The 12,838-nt window shown below is 31.3% G+C and carries 14 protein-coding genes and 2 pseudogenes; 2 read left to right on the top strand and 14 right to left on the bottom strand.

Features of this window, described 5'->3' with window-relative positions:
• The 7 genes and pseudogenes from ACXJH6_RS03780 to ppk2 form a co-directional block, all read right to left on the bottom strand.
• A pseudogene (locus ACXJH6_RS03780) lies at nt 1-560 on the bottom strand (BREX-1 system adenine-specific DNA-methyltransferase PglX); the annotation flags it as partial.
• 8 nt (nt 561-568) lie between these two features.
• Nucleotides 569-3,955, bottom strand: coding sequence for a BREX system P-loop protein BrxC (gene brxC / locus ACXJH6_RS03775; protein WP_456470437.1), 3,387 nt, complete (start codon nt 3,953-3,955; stop codon nt 569-571).
• Between the two features lie 9 nt (nt 3,956-3,964).
• Complete coding sequence (locus tag ACXJH6_RS03770; RefSeq protein WP_456470436.1) at nt 3,965-4,528, bottom strand: DUF1788 domain-containing protein; 564 nt, start codon at nt 4,526-4,528, stop codon at nt 3,965-3,967.
• On the bottom strand, nt 4,515-5,117 hold the full coding sequence (locus ACXJH6_RS03765) for a DUF1819 family protein (RefSeq protein ID WP_456470435.1): 603 nt from the start codon (nt 5,115-5,117) through the stop codon (nt 4,515-4,517). The genes ACXJH6_RS03770 and ACXJH6_RS03765 overlap by 14 nt, the downstream gene beginning before the upstream one ends.
• Nucleotides 5,118-5,208: 91 nt before the next feature.
• Nucleotides 5,209-5,937: an EstV family lipase gene (estV, locus tag ACXJH6_RS03760; protein WP_456470434.1), complete on the bottom strand. Its 729-nt coding sequence runs from the start codon at nt 5,935-5,937 to the stop codon at nt 5,209-5,211.
• Nucleotides 5,937-6,938, bottom strand: a pseudogene (gene trpD / locus ACXJH6_RS03755) (anthranilate phosphoribosyltransferase); the annotation flags it as partial. The gene estV and the pseudogene trpD, both read right to left, overlap by 1 nt.
• Before the next feature lie 8 nt (nt 6,939-6,946).
• A complete protein-coding gene (gene ppk2, locus ACXJH6_RS03750; RefSeq protein WP_456470433.1) occupies nt 6,947-7,852 on the bottom strand; it encodes a polyphosphate kinase 2 in 906 nt (301 codons plus the stop codon).
• A 49-nt stretch (nt 7,853-7,901) separates the two neighbouring features.
• Here ppk2 and ACXJH6_RS03745 point away from each other — a divergent pair, with 49 nt between their 5' ends.
• Complete coding sequence (locus ACXJH6_RS03745; protein WP_456470432.1) at nt 7,902-8,504, top strand: ParA family protein; 603 nt, start codon at nt 7,902-7,904, stop codon at nt 8,502-8,504.
• Here the strand turns inward: ACXJH6_RS03745 and ACXJH6_RS03740 are convergent.
• Genes ACXJH6_RS03740 through ACXJH6_RS03730 form a run of 3 tightly spaced genes read right to left on the bottom strand, consistent with a single transcriptional unit; the run spans nt 8,501 to nt 10,003 of the window.
• Nucleotides 8,501-9,364, bottom strand: coding sequence for a polyprenyl synthetase family protein (locus ACXJH6_RS03740; protein ID WP_456470431.1), 864 nt, complete (start codon nt 9,362-9,364; stop codon nt 8,501-8,503). The genes ACXJH6_RS03745 and ACXJH6_RS03740 overlap by 4 nt on opposite strands.
• The gene (locus ACXJH6_RS03735; RefSeq protein WP_456470430.1) at nt 9,361-9,744 is read right to left on the bottom strand and encodes a hypothetical protein; all 384 of its coding nucleotides are present in this window, start codon (nt 9,742-9,744) and stop codon (nt 9,361-9,363) included. Before ACXJH6_RS03735 ends, ACXJH6_RS03740 begins: the two co-directional genes overlap by 4 nt.
• Nucleotides 9,737-10,003 carry a DUF2018 family protein gene (locus tag ACXJH6_RS03730; RefSeq protein ID WP_456470429.1) on the bottom strand — a complete coding sequence of 89 codons (267 nt, stop codon included), beginning with the start codon at nt 10,001-10,003 and terminating at the stop codon, nt 9,737-9,739. Before ACXJH6_RS03730 ends, ACXJH6_RS03735 begins: the two co-directional genes overlap by 8 nt.
• A gap of 77 nt (nt 10,004-10,080) precedes the next feature.
• Between ACXJH6_RS03730 and recR the strand changes: the two genes are divergently transcribed.
• Complete coding sequence (gene recR / locus ACXJH6_RS03725) at nt 10,081-10,644, top strand: recombination mediator RecR (protein WP_456470428.1); 564 nt, start codon at nt 10,081-10,083, stop codon at nt 10,642-10,644.
• On the opposite strand, the gene ACXJH6_RS03720 is transcribed toward recR, so the two are convergent.
• The 4 genes from ACXJH6_RS03720 to ACXJH6_RS03705 form a co-directional block, all read right to left on the bottom strand.
• Complete coding sequence (locus ACXJH6_RS03720) at nt 10,641-11,090, bottom strand: hypothetical protein (RefSeq protein ID WP_456470427.1); 450 nt, start codon at nt 11,088-11,090, stop codon at nt 10,641-10,643. The genes recR and ACXJH6_RS03720 overlap by 4 nt on opposite strands.
• 21 nt (nt 11,091-11,111) lie before the next feature.
• Nucleotides 11,112-11,498 carry a YchJ family protein gene (locus ACXJH6_RS03715; RefSeq protein WP_456470426.1) on the bottom strand — a complete coding sequence of 129 codons (387 nt, stop codon included), beginning with the start codon at nt 11,496-11,498 and terminating at the stop codon, nt 11,112-11,114.
• Nucleotides 11,485-12,204, bottom strand: a complete 720-nt coding sequence (locus tag ACXJH6_RS03710; protein ID WP_456470425.1) for a molybdopterin-dependent oxidoreductase — start codon at nt 12,202-12,204, stop codon at nt 11,485-11,487. The genes ACXJH6_RS03715 and ACXJH6_RS03710 overlap by 14 nt, the downstream gene beginning before the upstream one ends.
• 125 nt (nt 12,205-12,329) lie before the next feature.
• The coding region (locus ACXJH6_RS03705) for an RNA-guided endonuclease TnpB family protein (protein ID WP_456470424.1) at nt 12,330-12,838 on the bottom strand (509 nt) is incomplete at its 5' end.

The raw sequence follows: 12,838 nt of genomic DNA, 5'->3' as shown, positions 1-12,838 counted from the left end.
TTTGCCTCGTCAATTGCCTCTACAATATCACCCCTGATTGAAGAGAGAGACAGCAGGTTATCCGGCATCAAAAGCTCGGTATAATCATCAATGGCTTCAAACATATAAGGCATTATATCGTTGTAATAATTGCATACGGCCAAAAAAAGCATTTTGTAAGCTTCGTTTTCAGTGTCACGCACGGCAATTTTACCGTCTATCAAATCATAAAATTCTTTGTTTAGATATTTTTGATAATTTTCAGGAAGTTCTCCACCTTTAGCAAGGGTTAAAATCTCAGGGATTTCACCGTCAAGTATTTTGCACTCAGTCAAGCCGTTTAATTCCATAAACCTGATAGCAATAAACCTGTTAAACCACATATATGCAACTTCTTCAACAAAATCCGGGTTGTTTTCATATTGCTCTTTTATTTTGGTTATTTTTTCTTCATTTTTATGAAAAAGGGCTAAGTTCTGTTTGTATTCGTCTGAGATTAGGTATTTGATTTTATTTTCTACAATATTTAAAAGTTTTTCCCTCGCATTTATAGCAAATCGTTTTAGTTTTGATTTATCCATTTGTTGCCTTATATGATGATTTTTGTATTGCTATGTATTTTCTCTAACAGTTTGTTTCTCAGTTCGTTTATAAGTTCATCAACATCTTCTTCTTTTTCTATTATTTTACCTTTTGGTAGGAAGTTTTCAAAGTTTTCTATTTTTACCTCTTCTTTTGTAAGTTCAGCTATTTTTTCATAAACAAATTGCCATATTTTTTCTTCTTCCTCTTTGCTTGAGAGCTGTTTGATTTCATCAATATTCGAAGAAGCGGAGATTCTATCTTTAATGCGTAAAATAGGTCCTATTATTTCGTTTCTTTTTCCAACTTCAACTTTTTCAAATTCAGGTAATTTTTGAATCTTATCAATCAATTCATCTATTTTTAAGAGGGCTTTTTCTTTTTCGTTATTAATAACCTCTTCAATTTCTGCGGTTAATTCTTTAAAAATCTGATTTAATTTTTGGATTTTATTGCCTCTGTGTATATTTTTGTCATTCAGCAGTGACAAATCAAACTCTTTTGCGTATTTAAGATTTGATTGATTGGTTTTTATGTAATCTTTGATTTTTTCATAAATTTTGCTTTTTTCTCCGTTTAGAAACTCTAAAATATAACCTATCTCTTCTGCAAAATCCAAAATATCATCTTCTTTTGATTCTATGACTTCTATAAAGTCATCAAAATCCGTTTTTTTAAGCTCTTTTAAAAAGTTTATAATTTCTTCGGCTTTTTCTTTAAACGGATAATTGTTGCTTCTTTGAAGAGTTATTATAAGCGAATCGATTCCGTTTAAAAATTCTTTATAAATATCACTTACATTTTGAGATTCAATATTTAAAAATTCATTTAAAAGCTCTTTTACTTTTTTTAGTTTACTGTTATCTATCTCCTTTTTAACACTAATAATCAAACTCTCATAACTTCTTGTATTTAGAAGGAGGGACTTTAACTCATTGTTGCTAAGCGGGGTTGAGTTTTGTTTGATATCAATTAAATTTTTAACTTTCAAACTTGCAACAATTGCCAAAATCGCATTTCTGTAAAGTCCGTAAGGTCTTTTTGAAAATGTATCAATTAATTCTTTTAAAGTAATTGTTTTTGAGCGTTTGATTTTGTTTAAGATTTCGTTTTCTAGGGCTGAAAGTGCTTCTTCTTTAAACAAATCGGAGCTGTTTGAGAGAATGATTTTTATATCTTCTTCTTTATAGTCTTTATTCAGTCCGCTTAAATACGGATAAATTTTTGATATAACCTGGGCAAAACCGTCTTCTAATTTCTTTTTGATATCTTTTGTTTCTATCTGAAGCGCTTCAGCGTTAAAATATACTTTCGAATCCGCCACGATATCATTTAAATGATTTAAAATATTGTCTCTTCTTTTGAAGTTTTCCTGTTCTTTTGTTGCTAAAATCGCCCTCTCTTCTGAAGTAAGCACAGAAGAGTTTTTTTGAGGAATGTATTTTTCGGTTTTTATGAACTGCTCTATCTCTTTTTCTATTGAATAGCTAAGCGGCATATAAAAAATCAAATCATCGCTGCTAAGGGAGAGATGTGAAATGTTACTGTCTTCTTTGGTGATTATATTCAAATTAAGCTCACCTTCTTTTCCTTTTACGATTTGAGAGTTCAGTTTTTTACCAAAATCATAATCAACACTTCGGAATCTGACTTTTTTGACTTTTATAATATTGTCATAAATCCAAGAAGATAGTTTTGAAGTAATATCGCTTTTATCTATTTCAAAAGAGTTGATTTCCGTTTGAATATCTTTTTCAAGGTTTGTGAGATACTCATAAACATCGCCGACTCTTTGAATATAAGTATCCTTGATTAAAACATCAAGCGCTTTTTTTATTTTTTCTTTTAATTCATAAAAATCCACATGTGCATCATCAACTAATAATACCGCAATATTATTTAGATTCGCTTCAAATTCTTTGACGTATTTAATCAAAAACAAAACTTTCAAAACTCTTAATTCAAATTCATCCAGCAAATCTTCGGCTTTGTTAATTTCCGTCTGAAAATCGGCTCTGATTATTGAAGATATACCGTCAAAAAACATATCAAAAGTTACTATTTTTCCGATTTCTCTATTTGCAATTTGTTTTGCAATGTATTGAACAACACCAAGCATACTTCTCTCACCGGTTGACTGGTGTCTTCCTTGGAAAAAATTATGTTCGGACAAGCTTCTTATAACAGACTGAAACAAATCAAGCTGATAAGGAATAAACGGATACCATTTAATAAAATCTTCTTCGTTTTTATAGCTTTTATAATCCCTGGTTTTACCTTCAAATTTTAAAATAGATTTAAGAGAGTTTTCCACTTTTTTATAGATATTTACCAAATCATCTTTAACTTCGTCTTTTTTTTCAAGCAGTCTTTTTTGAATTACTTCGTTGGCGTTTTGGCTTGTAAGGTTTAGTTTTATCTTAAATCTTCCTAAAATTTTAGAAAAGTCGTTTTCCATTTTTATGTTTGAATCTACAAGCTCTTTAACCGCCGACTGACTTGTAACGATTACCCAAGCCTGACCTTTGCATTCAATTGCCAAAGATTCTACTATAGTTTGAAGATTAAGCATAAGGCGCGTATTATCACCTATAAACTGACCTATCTCATCCACACAAAAAATAAGTCTGAAATCTTTTGGTTTATTTTGAATATATTCTTTTACTTCCTCGGCAAATTCTTCTACGGAAATTGAATAGGTTTTTTCGTATTTATCTATTACCTCTTTTGCACTCTCAAAGCTTATATTATCAACTTCGCTTAATGCTTTTGCAACATTGTCAATTTCCAAAAAGAGCATTTCCCTGCCGTTTTCCCAACTCTCACCGCTTATTTTTTTAAACGTTTCTTTAAATTCTTCAAATTTACCTCTTTTATCCAAATCTCTCTCAAACTTTGCAATATATCCGATTTTAGGATAATAACCTCTGTATTCGTTAAATACTTTTACAAAAACTTCTAAAATCGTATCACTTTCAGTATTTGTAACTTCGGCTTTTTGTTCTATATTAAATAAAATCGTTTCACTGGGCGAATTTAGAGCTTTTTCGATATTTGATTTCAGCTCAAAATCACTGTCGTCAATTTTGGTTAAAAACAGCTCTTTGATTAGTTTGTCATATTTTTCATCGCTTGAAAGTATGTATGAGAGAATTTTTAAAAGGTGTGATTTACCGCTTCCAAAATGCCCCGATATCCAACATCCGATATTTTGTGTAGGCTGCCCCAAGGCAAACGAGTATTCGCTAAAAAACTCATCAAGTCTTTTGTGAATCTCTTTTGTTATTACATATTCGTCAACTTCTTGAAAAACCGCATCTTCGCTTAAATTGTCAGCCTTAATAACCCCCTCGATATTTCTATTGATATCTTTTTTAAAAAGATTTTTTATCATCCTTTCTCCTTATAAATATAACTTATTCAAATTAAACGCACGGTAGTAATTTTCTTCTTTTAACCTTCCGAATAACGACAGCTCTTTCGTATAAACTCCCGGATAAAACATAACAAGAGGTCTGTCTTTTATTTTGTTTTGTAAATTATTTAAAATAATGTGAGAACGAATAAACGGATAAACCTCTCCGACACCTGTAAGAAAAACAATATCCGAATAATTTTCTTTAACCAGCTCTTCTATTTTTTTAGTCATCTTATTCTCAGGGTCAAGCATCATTTTTAACATATCCATAAGTCTTTTTTTAGCTAGTTTAGGTTCGGATTCTATAAGTTTTTTTAAAACATTTCTTTCTTTTAGCATTGCAACAGATAAATCAAACAGGTTAATCTCATATACTGAAATTCCTTGTCGTTGAAGTCTTTTTTTTAACTTTTCTTTTTCTTGATAAATTCTGTTTTGCTCTTCAATTTTATAAGGGAAAATATAAAAAGGAACTTCTCCACCCAATGCCTCGTTATTCAAAAACTTTTTATTCGTGAGGTTTATATATAAATGCTCAAATTCTTTCAATTTCATCCTTTGATAGTAAAAATGCCTTTAAATAGTTCTCATCGTCATTTTTTATAATTTTACACAAATTTCTTGAAAGTAAAGGTTTTTTGATGATTTTCTCTTTTGTAGAAGTTATAAGTTCCGCTTCTTCAAACATTTTAAACATAACTTGTCTTAGTTTGTATTTTGTAGAATCAGTAACGGTGTTTAAATTTTCATAAGCCAATTTTTTACTCTCAAAAAAAACTTCAAAATCACTCTCTAATATTTTCATATCCCCTTTAAAATACTTTTCCATCATGACTTCCACTGCAAAATCATAAATCATTTTATAAGTTTTAAACGCACTTAGCATTACAACGTATTTTGCCTCATAATCGTTTTGTGCTAAATATTCTAATTCTTCTTCGGTTAAATTGTTTATTCTTTTTCTTATTTCTATAAACTGTCTTTTGAGAGTGGACATTGCACTTTTTTGCAAATAGTTTTCATCAATTATAATTTTTCTAACTTCATCCCAGCTTTGATGTTTTAAAAATAATTTTGCAACTTCCTGAGTTTCATATACATTTAAAGACATCGTAGTAAAAGAGAGTATGTATTTCATTCGTATCCTTAATATGATTTTTAACAATAATTGAATTTACTTTTCAAATTCTCCACTTTTAATTTATTAACCTTTTTAATAAAATCTTTTTTTAATTTTTAAAATTTAATAATTTTTCTATTTCTTTTTGAATTGTTTTTCGGTTATTTTCTTCTAAAAAAAAGTAATGATTACCGTTTAACATAATAATTTTATTCTTAAATAATTCTCCCTGTTTTTTTACGGCTTCCGGAGGCACCGCAGTATCTCTATCCCCTCCAAAAATCAACACATCACCCTTATAATTTTTAAAAACTTCACTAAAATCCTCATCTACAACGTTTTTAAATGTTTCATACATATTTTCACTCATCCCTTTTACATCATCACTTACAAAAAACTCTCTAAACCTGCTAAGTCCTAATTTTTTTAATATTTTAAATAGTTTTATTTTTGCTTTTACTTTAAAAGGTTTAGGCATTACAATTCCGGCACTTGCCAAAAGCACTAAAAGTTTCGGTTTTAAAAGAGTAGCCACTTTACCTCCGAAACTGTGTCCTACTACTATATCTTTCGAAATATTAAGCGCTTTTAAAAACTCATCAATAATTTTTGCGTAATCTTGTGTAGTCAAAACATAAGAATTCGGACTTTTGCCAAATCCCGGCATATCGATATATATCTGTTTGTAATTCCTAAAATAAGGGGCAAAAACTTTCATAACTTCCTTGTTACTGCCCCATCCATGTAAAAAAATGATATTTTTTTCCCTATCAGAATTAATTATTTCATAACTAATATCAAATTTTTTATTATTGGCTTCTATTTCTCTTATAGCCATTATTTTCCTAATTTTTGTGAAACTTCTATAATTTTTTCAAGATGTTTTACAGCTTTGCCGCTGTCGATAAGCTCTTTTGCCATCTCTATTCCTTCTTTAATTGAAGCAACTTTTTCATCAACAAACAGTGCCGCCGCAGCGTTTAGTAATACCGCATCTCTTTTTGCGCCTTTAATCTCTCCGCTTAAAATTCCTCTTGTAATTTTTGCGTTTTCTTTAGCATCTCCTCCTACCAAATCTTCCTTACTTCCAACCATACCATACGCATCTGGTCTAATCTCCATATCTCTCATTCTCATACCGTCATAATAAATAGCCTTTGTAGGAGCTGAAATGCTGATTTCATCCATCCCGTCAAGTGAGCTTACCACCATCGCACTTTTTATATCCATAAGACTAAGCGCACTGGCAATAGGTTCAACAAAATCCGGTGAAAAGACTCCCAAAAGATATTTTTTAGCACCGGCCGGATTTGTAAGTGGCCCTAAAATATTAAAAATAGTTCTGTGATTTAGAGATTTACGAATAGGCATAATATGTTTCATGGCAGGATGGTGATTGATAGCAAAAATAAAAGTAAATCCGGTCTCTTCAAGCATTTTTACCTGATTTTCGGGAGTCAGGTTCAGATTAATACCAAGAGCTTCAAGCATATCAGCACTTCCGCTTTTACTTGTGATTGAACGGTTTCCGTGCTTTGCTACAAAACTTCCACCGCTTGAGAGTAAAAGAGCGGTAGTTGAAGATATATTAAAACTATTTGATTTGTCACCTCCCGTGCCTACTATATCAATTAATTTGTCCCTTAATTCCTCACTTACCGGAAGTTTTATACTATGAGCCCTCATAACATCCGCGGCAGCCGCTATTTCTGCCGGAGTTTCACCTTTTTCATAAAGCTCCACCAAAAAATTTTTAGCTTCAACTTCGCTCATGTCGTTTTTAAAAAGTTTTTCAAATTTTTCTTTTGCTTCATTATAGTTCATTTTATTCTCCTTAACATAATAATCTAACTTACAAACTTTCCGCTTCTTTTTCTGTCCGCTTCCATGATTTCAATCTCTCTTGCTCCACTAACCACAATCCCTTCATCGGGCTTATAATCAAGGTCGGGATTTTTATCCGGATAATCAACCGCATTTAAAATAACCTTCATAGCATTAAGCCTTGCTAAATGTTTATTATCGCTTCTTATAACCGTCCATGGAGCATAATGGGTATGGGTGGCTTTTAGCATTTTATATTTCATTTCCGTAAATTCATCCCATTTATCCTGAGCCTGAAGGTCTATTTCACTGAGTTTCCATTGTCTTAGCGGGTCTTTTCTTCTTTTTTCAAATCTTTTTGCCTGAACCTCTTTTGAAATAGAGAGATAAATCTTCACTAAAATAGTACCTTCCATAACTATAGATTTTTCAAACATCGGACACTCTATCATAAAAATCCTATATTCTTCCGGGGTACAAAATCCAAAAACAGGCTCTACCATCGCTCTGTTGTACCAGCTTCTGTCAAATAAAACAACCTCTCCTCCTCTTGGAAACTGCTCTACGTAACGTTGAAAATACCACTGTGTTTTTTGAACGTCGCTTGGCTTTCCAAGAGCCACGACTCTATAGTGTTTTTCGTTCATATACCTTACAATTCTTCTGATAGTCCCACCTTTCCCGGCGGCGTCACGCCCTTCAAAAAGCACTATCATTCTTTTTTGAGTATCTTCAAGATATTTTTGCATCTTTATAAGCTCAGCCTGATAAGGTTTTAGCTCCTGCTCTTCAAGATATTTTCTTATTGCCTTTTTATTTACTCTCTTAAGCTCGATATATTCGTTAATCAAATCATTTAAGCGTATTTTTTTATTACCGAGTAATATATATTCGGGATTATACAGTTCGTTTATATTGATTTTTTCCATTTGGCACTCCGGTGCGTTTTTTGATATTATACTAAAAAAGGCTTATATAATGGTTATTTCTATCTCCAATATAAAAGGGGGCGTGGGAAAAACATCAACCTGCGTAAATCTGGCCTGTATTGCGGCAAACACAAAAAAAGTGCTTATTTACGACCTTGACAGACAAAAAGCTGTAAATTTTTTTTTCGATACGGTTGAAAAAGCAAAAAATTTTTTTTCTGTCAGAGATAAAAATATCGACATATTCGTAAGCCCCAAATTTCAAAAAAAAGATTTTTTTAAAGACTACGACATAGTTTTTATAGATACTCCCGCAGGTTTAAATAAACACACAAAAGAAGCCCTTAAAAATTCAGACGTTACCATAGTACCCGTTACCCCCAATATTCTGGCTCTTAAAACATACAACGATTTAATATCAAAAGGTTACAAAAACATGAAAATTCTTCTTAACGGCGTAGAAAACAAACCGACTCATAAAAAAATCATCTCCCTTATATCAAAACTTCCATCCCATCAATATTTTAAAACATATATTCCCAAAAGCGACATTATAGAAAATATGGCCTTTTATAAAACCTGCGTCCTAAATAAATATCCCGATTCAAACATTTTAAGGGCATATGAAAAAGTTTTAAGAGAAGTTATTTAAAACTCTCTTTCAACAACTTTTTGGGCTATTATCTCCAACTGAGGCATATTAAATTTTTTTATTTCTTCTTTAGCTTTATCGACAAGCTCTTTTGCTTCGTTATAACATTTTTTTATAATTCCGTACTTTTCCATCAGTTTTCTTATCCATAAAATTTCGCTTTCTTGCAGCTTTTTTTTATAAAGGGATTTTAGCTTTTCCTTTTCGTCTTCAGAGGCCTGTTCGAAAAGATATATAAAAGGAAGAGTCGTTTTCCCTTCAAAAAAATCATGCATAGCCGGTTTTCCAAGAGTTTCTTCATCCTGGGTAACGTCAAGCAAATCATCGATTATCTGAAAGGCTATTCCTATATTTTTACCGTAATTCATAAAAGGTTCTTTTTCCAAACCGGCTAAAACGGCTGCGGCACCGCATGCAGCTTCTATTAAAGATGCCGTTTTTTTGTAAATCATACCCATATATTTTTCTTTGTCTAAATTTATAAAACGGCTCAGTTTTACGTCTTCAAGCTCTCCTTTGGAAAGTAGATAAACGGCATTTGAAACTATTTTGGCAATTTCACTCCCAAAGTCTATAAGTTCGTAAAAAGCCCTTGAATAAACGATATCACCAAGCATAACGGCAGTATGTTCACCGTATTTTGCATTGATTGAACGAACTCCCCTTCTTATATCTGCTTCGTCGATAACGTCGTCATGTAAAAGACTGGCCAAATGAATAGCTTCAACAACTGCAGCCAGTTTTTGGGCTTTTGGGTTTATTATGGTAATCAATTTCCCTCTGATTCCCTTGCCCTTGTTTATATCCCGATACTCTTCAAACTCCCAAAACATTTCGTCTAAAATTTCAAAATATTTCATTTTTTACCTTTAAAATCGATTTTAACTCCTCTGTCGTTAAACAAATATATTTCAAATTTCGCTATTTTATCATTAAAATCCTTAAAAGTAACAAATAAATAAGGATAAAATTCCGGATATTTAGCTATATCCACTTTAAAATCATTTAAAGGAGGGTCTTTATAAAGCATTACCTGTCTTGGAAAGGAGTTATATTTATATAAAACAACGAGTATATCGTTTATAAAAAGAGTCCATCTCATTTCAAAAGGATAAATATGCCCGTCATATAAAATATCGAATTTAATAATTTCATCTTTTTTAAGTTCAAAAGTATAAGGCAGTCTTATAAGAGTCGCATATACAAAAAGAGGAAAAAAAAGCAAAAAAAATTTACTCATTTTTCGTCAAAATATTAGACATCGTATGAATATAAAAATCGTTTTCCACCTCTTCAAGTTCACTTGAGCGGTTAAAAACAACTTCGTTTATTTTTTGGTCAACTTCATCACCATAACAATCTTCTGCTAAAATTTCAAGTGCCGCCAACCGTTTAAAAACATCTTCAAGCTCTTCTATAACTAAATTTTTATTTGCATGATACATAATTTCAAAAAACTTGTCTTTAGGGGTTTTATGTTCGTCAAACGGGTCAAACATAATCAATCTCCTTTTTCTTGGTATAATTTCGATTAAAATTTTTAATCTAAATAAATTTTATCTAAAATAGGACAAAAATGAAAGACCTTCAGAGTATACAACATTTAATAGAAGCTTTTGAAGAACTTCCGAGTATAGGTAAAAAATCGGCAACAAGGCTTGCTTTAAGTCTTGCAAAAGATAAATTTAAAGCATTAAAACTGATAAACGCCATAGAAGAAGTAGTAACAAATGTAAAAACATGTGAAATATGCGGAAATTTCAGCGAACACGAAATATGCTCGATATGTGACGACCCGAACAGAGACAAAACAGTTGCCGTTGTGGAATCTCCAAAAGACGTATTGGTAATCGAAGAAAGCGGCAGTTATCATGGCTATTATTTCGTATTAAACCATCTTGATGACGAACATATACAAAAGTTAAGAAACCTTATAAAAGAAAAGGAAATAAAAGAGGTAATATTTGCTTTCCCTCCTTCAGTAGAGAGCGAAGCCAGAGTACTTTATTTAGAAGACAAACTTAAAGATTTAAACTTAGAATTCTCCCAAATAGCCCAGGGGGTCCCTACAGGAGTACATTTTGAAAACGTAGATATTAACTCTCTTGCAAAAGCTATAAAACTTAGATTCAAACTTTAAATTTCACTTAATTCGTCCCTATGGGGTTTCCAGCATTCGTTAAAAAATTTATTCTCACTTTTTAACACTTTTTCATCACAATTTTTAATGATATTTTTAGCCCATTTTTCTATCTTTTTGCCTATTTCTTCTCCAAACCTCAAAAAAACGGCTTTTTTATAATCATCACTGGTATATATTTTTCCACCCACATAAGGAAGCCCTTCAAGTGCCTGAAGCTTAAATATTTCAAATGTTTTTTCATCAAGTTCTTTTTTACCTTCATAACGCTTAAAAACTTCTTCTTTTTCTTGTAATACCCTTTTTTTATGAGAAATATTTTTAAATATAGCATACTTTGTGGCTTCCGCTATTCCTATAGCTTCAGCTAAAGGTTCTTCATACCCCAGTTTTAAAGCCCGGAATTTTTGAAGTGCCGCCATTTTAGGAAATCTGTTAATCTTCATTGAGCATCCTTTTAAAAAACTTTACACCCCTTTAATATAATACCATTTATCTTCTTTTACAAAAAGACTTTCTTCTTCCATAACAAAATCGTCAATATAAGCTTTAAATTTAACAAAAGCTCTTTTCTTTTCATTTTTATATTCTACTATTTCAAGTTTTTTAAACTCAGATTCAGAAAAGTTTTTAATTGAATTTTTCCATGCTTTGATATCTTTTTCATAATGAGGAGAGTCTGGATGGGTTGTTTTAATAATATAATCCGCATTCCCAAGAGCATATGCAGAGTATCTGCTTTTCATAAGCAGCAACGCATTTGGGGCTTTAGAAATTTTATGCCATTTATAACAACACTCTTTATATTTTTTTCCGCTTCCGCACGGACATTTGGAGTTTTTAGAAAATTTCATAATACGCGTCTTCTCCTTTACACTTTATAAACTTGTTAATAACATACCCTCCTTTTGCAAAAATAATATTTTTCGGAATTTCACCGCTAAATACTATTTTGTTTTTTTCTATATTTTGTTTCAACCAATTTAACATAATAAAATTACTATTTGGATTTACATATACTTTTTTATCCCTTTTAAATTGTGAATTAAGGGCTTTAAACTCCTTAGCGGTAACTATCTCAAAGGGCTTTTTTGTATAATTAAATTTTTCGATTAAAAATTTAAACCTTCCGTTATCCGTAAAAAAACCGTTTATATAAGGAGGAATGTCAAACATCCTTTTACGATATATTTCATCGTCTATTTTTTCCAAATCCGCCTGAAGTATATCTTTTATATACTCATCTTCTTTTTTTATTTCTTTAAAATAAAACTCACCCATCAAATATCTACTCAACTCATATTCGCTGATTTTTTCTTTTTTAGAATTTAACGCTTTTTTATTTACTAATACAAATTCATGAAAATAACTTCCCCTTACATCTTTTTTTTCGTAAAAATCCTTAGTAGGGATAAAAAGCTGGGCAATTTTTGCCGTTTCGTCCATATATTTTCCAAAAACCACCGTGGTTTTTTCTTTTAGTTTAAGCCACTCATTTCTGTTTGGAAAACTTATAAGAGGATTTGCTCCTTGAATAAAAACCGTTTCATAATCGTCCAAATTAACATCCCAAAGAGATACTTGGTTTTTATGTTTTATGGAAAAAGGATTGTTTATACCGTATCCGCTACTTCGTGAACTACCCCGCCCTAAAGAGCGGAGCTTCCTGCTTTACATGTAGATGACTAGTCTGTATAAACAGCCCCCGCCAGAGCTACCTCCACAGGCATTAAATCGGACTGCTCCAGCCCTACTTGTTTTAACCCTTCTTTTAGTAAGTTCAGTGCAGCATTGTAATCTCTATTGTGCTTTGTTTTACAAACAGGACAAATCCAAGTTCTATCGGATAATTTTAATTCTTTGTTTTTATATCCGCAAACACTGCACAATTTGCTTGACGGATAAAACGTATCTACTTTGATTAATTCTCTTCCATAAAATTTTGCTTTGTATTCAAGCATATTGATAAACTTATACCAACTTGCCTGATGAATATGTTTTGAGAGTTTTTTGTTTTTGATTAAGCCTTTAATGTTTAGATTTTCTACTATTATGACTTGGTTTTCATCAATAAGTTTTCTTGATAATTTATGTAGAAAATCATTTTTAGCGTTTGTTATTTTTTCATGCAATTTTGCTACTCTTTTAGCCCATTTCTTAAAATTATTACTCCCTTTTTCTTTTCTTGATAATC

Source organism: Caminibacter sp. (assembly GCF_053999135.1).
This window is presented reverse-complemented; position numbering and strand designations above follow the sequence as displayed.

What these genes read in the sequence shown, in the direction of transcription:
- ACXJH6_RS03730 (WP_456470429.1), bottom strand. Translation starts at nt 10,003, where the DNA reads ATGTTTGACCCGTTTGACGAACATAAAACCCCTAAAGACAAGTTTTTT.
- ACXJH6_RS03715 (WP_456470426.1), bottom strand. Translation starts at nt 11,498, where the DNA reads ATGAAATTTTCTAAAAACTCCAAATGTCCGTGCGGAAGCGGAAAAAAA.
- ACXJH6_RS03740 (WP_456470431.1), bottom strand. Translation starts at nt 9,364, where the DNA reads ATGAAATATTTTGAAATTTTAGACGAAATGTTTTGGGAGTTTGAAGAG.
- brxC (WP_456470437.1), bottom strand. Translation starts at nt 3,955, where the DNA reads ATGATAAAAAATCTTTTTAAAAAAGATATCAATAGAAATATCGAGGGG.
- ACXJH6_RS03745 (WP_456470432.1), top strand. Translation starts at nt 7,902, where the DNA reads ATGGTTATTTCTATCTCCAATATAAAAGGGGGCGTGGGAAAAACATCA.
- ACXJH6_RS03735 (WP_456470430.1), bottom strand. Translation starts at nt 9,744, where the DNA reads ATGAGTAAATTTTTTTTGCTTTTTTTTCCTCTTTTTGTATATGCGACT.
- ACXJH6_RS03720 (WP_456470427.1), bottom strand. Translation starts at nt 11,090, where the DNA reads ATGAAGATTAACAGATTTCCTAAAATGGCGGCACTTCAAAAATTCCGG.
- estV (WP_456470434.1), bottom strand. Translation starts at nt 5,937, where the DNA reads ATGGCTATAAGAGAAATAGAAGCCAATAATAAAAAATTTGATATTAGT.
- ACXJH6_RS03765 (WP_456470435.1), bottom strand. Translation starts at nt 5,117, where the DNA reads ATGAAATACATACTCTCTTTTACTACGATGTCTTTAAATGTATATGAA.
- ppk2 (WP_456470433.1), bottom strand. Translation starts at nt 7,852, where the DNA reads ATGGAAAAAATCAATATAAACGAACTGTATAATCCCGAATATATATTA.
- recR (WP_456470428.1), top strand. Translation starts at nt 10,081, where the DNA reads ATGAAAGACCTTCAGAGTATACAACATTTAATAGAAGCTTTTGAAGAA.